This is a genomic window from Corallococcus sp. CA041A (assembly GCF_003612075.1).
GTDB lineage: Bacteria > Myxococcota > Myxococcia > Myxococcales > Myxococcaceae > Corallococcus > Corallococcus exiguus.
The window spans coordinates 1-3,597 of the sequence record NZ_RAWF01000465.1 but is presented as its reverse complement, the minus strand read 5'-3'; the positions used below and the strand labels follow the sequence as shown (position 1 = coordinate 3,597).

Below are 3,597 nucleotides of genomic sequence, written 5' to 3'. Positions count from 1 at the left end.
GCGGGGACGGGGGCGGCGGCGCGGCCCGCGGGCACGTACTTCGACGCGGCGATGGAGGAGGCCGCCCGGCTCTATGAGGACCTGGAGTCCGAGCAGGCGCTGGCGGCGGTGACCCGGGCGCGGCGGCTGGCGCGGACGGACGAGGAGCGCAGCGCGGCGGCCATCTACGAGGGCGTCATCCTGGCGGACATGGGACGGCGCGATGATGCGCTGGCTTCGTTCCGGGCGGGTCTGCTGCTGGCGCCGGAGGCGAAGCTGCCGGCGAAGGTGTCACCCAAGGTGGTGGGGGACTTCGAGGCGGTGCGGCAGACGGTGCGGCAGGAGCGCGTGGTGGTGGAGGAGCCGGCGGAGCCAACGCGGCCTGCGGTGGTGGAGAAGCCTGCGGATACGCCGGTGCGGCCTCCGGTGGTGGAGAAGCAGGTGACGCTGGATCCGCCTCGGGTCGCAGTGGCGTCTGAGCCGGCTCCGGGCGTGGATTTGAAGGCGGCGGGTGCGGAGCGCGCGGGGCTGCGAATTCCGACGGTGTCGTGGGTGTTGCTGGGGACCGGCGTGGTGGCGGGCGGCGTGGGGTCCGTCATCGGGCTCCAGTCGCGCGGCAACGTGAGCTCCGCGCGCGATGCGGACCTGTCCGGGGACGTCAGCGGGCATCTGGATGATGCGCGGGGCCAGGCGGTCGTGGCGAACGTGCTCTTCGGCACGGCGGCCGCGGCGGCGGTGGGCGCCATCACCACGTTCTTCCTGAGCAGTGGTTCCACCGTCGCGGAGGGGGGACAGTGAGAAACTGGATCGTGGTGACCGTGGCATCGGGGTGCCTGGGCATCGGATGCACCGTACCGGAGACAGACCAATTCACGCTGGAGCGGCTCTGTGAAGGACAGGGGTCGCAGGCGTTGGAAGGACTCCTGCGTGCGGATCCCAGCACCTGCGACCGTGGACTGGAGCTGATCGTCCAGCCCATGGGTTTCAACCCTGGCTGCATTCGCGCGGCGCTTTGGTCGAAGGACGGCACAGGGGCCGCGTCGACCGTGGTACCGCGGAACCCGAACATGAGTGACGGGGCTGCGTTCCACGTGGTTGCCTTGTTGTCCGACGCATTGCGAGACGAACTGCGGCTCGAAGTGGATGCATTCGAACAGACCTGTGACGCGGCGCCTGTCACAAGCCACGCGTTCACCGTGGGGCACCCCGAAAAGGGACAAATCGCACAGTCCCTTATCGAATTGCCTGCCCTTGATGCGGATGGAGATGGATTTATCTCCAAAGGCACTGGAGGCACCGACTGCAACGATTCTGACTGGTCCATCAAAGACAAAATCTTGTGGTATCCCGACATGGACGGAGACGGCTACGGGAGCAACTCCAACACCGCGCCTGTCGTCCGTGCGTGTAGCGGCCCCAGCCAATACGCAAACAACAACAGGGATTGCAACGACAACGACTCCCTGATCAGCCCCGGGCAGGCTGAACTCCGCTGCGACGGACGGGATGACAATTGCGACAACCGCGTCGATGAAGGCTTCAATATCGGGGCCACATGCGTGTTGCCAAGGGGTGGACGAGGGGTCATTACCTGTGACCCAGCGAACCCGTCACGCATCACCTGTACCGGTTGAGCAGACTTGAAGAAACGCCCGTCACTCCGCCGCGAGGTTCAGCTTGAAGACGTTGTCCTGTCCCGCCTTCACCACGAAGGAGCGGGTCACGTCCTTGCCCAGGTCCTTGTTCACGACGCGGACCTGGTGCGACCCCTCCGTCGCCTCCACTGCGGCGAAGGGCGTCTGACCCAGGTTCTTGCCGTCCAGGTACACCGTGCCGAACGGACGGACGCGGAACTCCACCTTGCCCTTGGGTAGCTCGCGACGGACCGGGGGGGCCACCCGTCGGACCGGCGGCGGGTTCGTGCTGGCCACCACGGGCCTCGCCACGACCACGGGCCGCGGAGTCGGCGGCACGGGCGGAGTCACCTCCACCACCTGCCCCGCATCGCGTGTCTCCACGGAGGACTCCGTCGTGGGCTTCAGCTCGGCTACGACCACCGGAGTTCCGCTGTCCACCGTCCCGGCGGCCACCGGCTCCACGCGCACCTCCGGCACGACCGGCGTCACCTCCGGCTCCAGCGGCTTCACGGGGACGTCGTCCTTCCGAGCTACCGGCGTGGACGGACTCACGGGCACAGCGGCCTTCTCACTCCGGCCCAGGAGCGCAAAGCCGCCCGCAAGCCCGGCCATGCTCACCAACACCACCGCTCCAACCGCCATCCTCCGGGAGGCGCGCGGTGTCGCCAGGGCCTTGCCGGACTCCGAAACCTCCAACGGTTTGAACCATGTGGACCGCTCGGACCGGGCCTCCGGAGACGCGGCGGCCAACAGACTGCCCGCTGACGGTGTCGCGGGATCCGTCGCCGCGTCGAACCGGCTCGAGGGCACGTCGTTCCCCGATGCCGTCACCGCGGGCGCCTCCATCGACGCTCGCGAGGACACCGGCTCCCACGCCGTGCCCACCACACGGCCGGGCATGGGCGTCGTCACCGCCGCCCTCCGGCCCTGCTCCTTCGCGGGGGGCTCCTTGTCCGCCACGACCAACGGCGCCGTCTCCCGCCCCTTCGCGGGCGTGGGTGCCGGGGGCATCGTCTCCACGCCCTCCATCACCTGCGCCACCAGCCGGGCAATCTGGTACGCGCCCACCGGCTCGCCCAGCGACACCACGAACCGCTCCAGGTCCGCCTGGAACGCGCGGCAGTCCGCGTAGCGCTCCGCCCGGTCCTTCGCGAGCGCCTTCTCCAAGATGCGCTGCATCGCCTCCGGCAGGTCCGGCCGGCGCTGCACCGCGGGCACGTAGGGCTCGAAGAGGATGGCCTGCATCATGCCCACGTCCGTCGTCGCGTCGAAGGGACGCCTGCCGGTGAGCAGCTCGTAGAGCACGATGCCCAGCGCGTACACGTCCACGCGCCCATCCATGGGCCGGGCCTGGAGCTGCTCCGGCGGCATGTACGCCACCTTGCCCTTCACCACGCCCGTCTGCGTGCGGTGCCCCTGCCCCGCCACCTTCGCGATGCCGAAGTCCACCACCTTCACCGCGCCCTGCCGCGACACCAGGACGTTCTCCGGGCTGATGTCCCGGTGCACCAACCCCAGCGGCGCCCCCGTCTCCGGATCCGCCAGCTCGTGCGCGAACGCCAGGCCCTCCGCGGCGGCGGCCACCATCTTCGCGCACACACCCGCGGGCAACGGCTGCTTCAGCTCCTGCGAGCGTTTGATCAACCGCCGCATCGTGGGCCCGTCGATGTACTCCATCGCCAGGAAGTAGCTGCCGTCCGCCTCGCCGAAGTCGAAGATCTGCACCACGTTCGGATGGTCCAGCCGGGCGGCCAGCTGCGCCTCGCCCAGGAACATCTCCACGAACGCTTCATCCTCCGCCAGGTGCGGCAGGATGCGCTTGAGCACCAGCGTCTTCTCGAACCCCCGGGGCCCCGCCGCCTTCGCGAGGAACACCTCGGCCATCCCGCCCGAGGCGAGCTTCCGCACCAACTGGTACTTCCCCAATTGCATGGACCCAGAGCTTTCCCATGGTTCGCGGATTTCCCTTTCCCGCGAACCA

The 3,597-nt window shown here is 68.9% G+C and carries 3 protein-coding genes; 2 read left to right on the top strand and 1 reads right to left on the bottom strand.

Annotated elements, in window-relative coordinates; genetic code table 11:
* Window positions 1-777: tetratricopeptide repeat protein (locus D7V77_RS44055; protein WP_120581608.1), on the top strand; the 777-nt coding region annotated here is incomplete at its 5' end.
* The gene (locus D7V77_RS41040) at window positions 774-1,613 is read left to right on the top strand and encodes a MopE-related protein (protein ID WP_120581607.1); all 840 of its coding nucleotides are present in this window, start codon (window positions 774-776) and stop codon (window positions 1,611-1,613) included. The genes D7V77_RS44055 and D7V77_RS41040, both read left to right, overlap by 4 nt.
* Window positions 1,614-1,634: 21 nt before the next feature.
* Here the strand turns inward: D7V77_RS41040 and D7V77_RS41035 are convergent, their stop codons facing one another.
* Complete coding sequence (locus D7V77_RS41035) at window positions 1,635-3,548, bottom strand: serine/threonine-protein kinase (protein WP_120581606.1); 1,914 nt, start codon at window positions 3,546-3,548, stop codon at window positions 1,635-1,637.
* Window positions 3,549-3,597 lie beyond the last annotated feature (49 nt).

Bases quoted from the DNA above. Each gene is read 5' to 3' on its own strand.
- D7V77_RS41035 (WP_120581606.1), bottom strand. From the start codon at position 3,548: ATGCAATTGGGGAAGTACCAGTTGGTGCGGAAGCTCGCCTCGGGCGGG.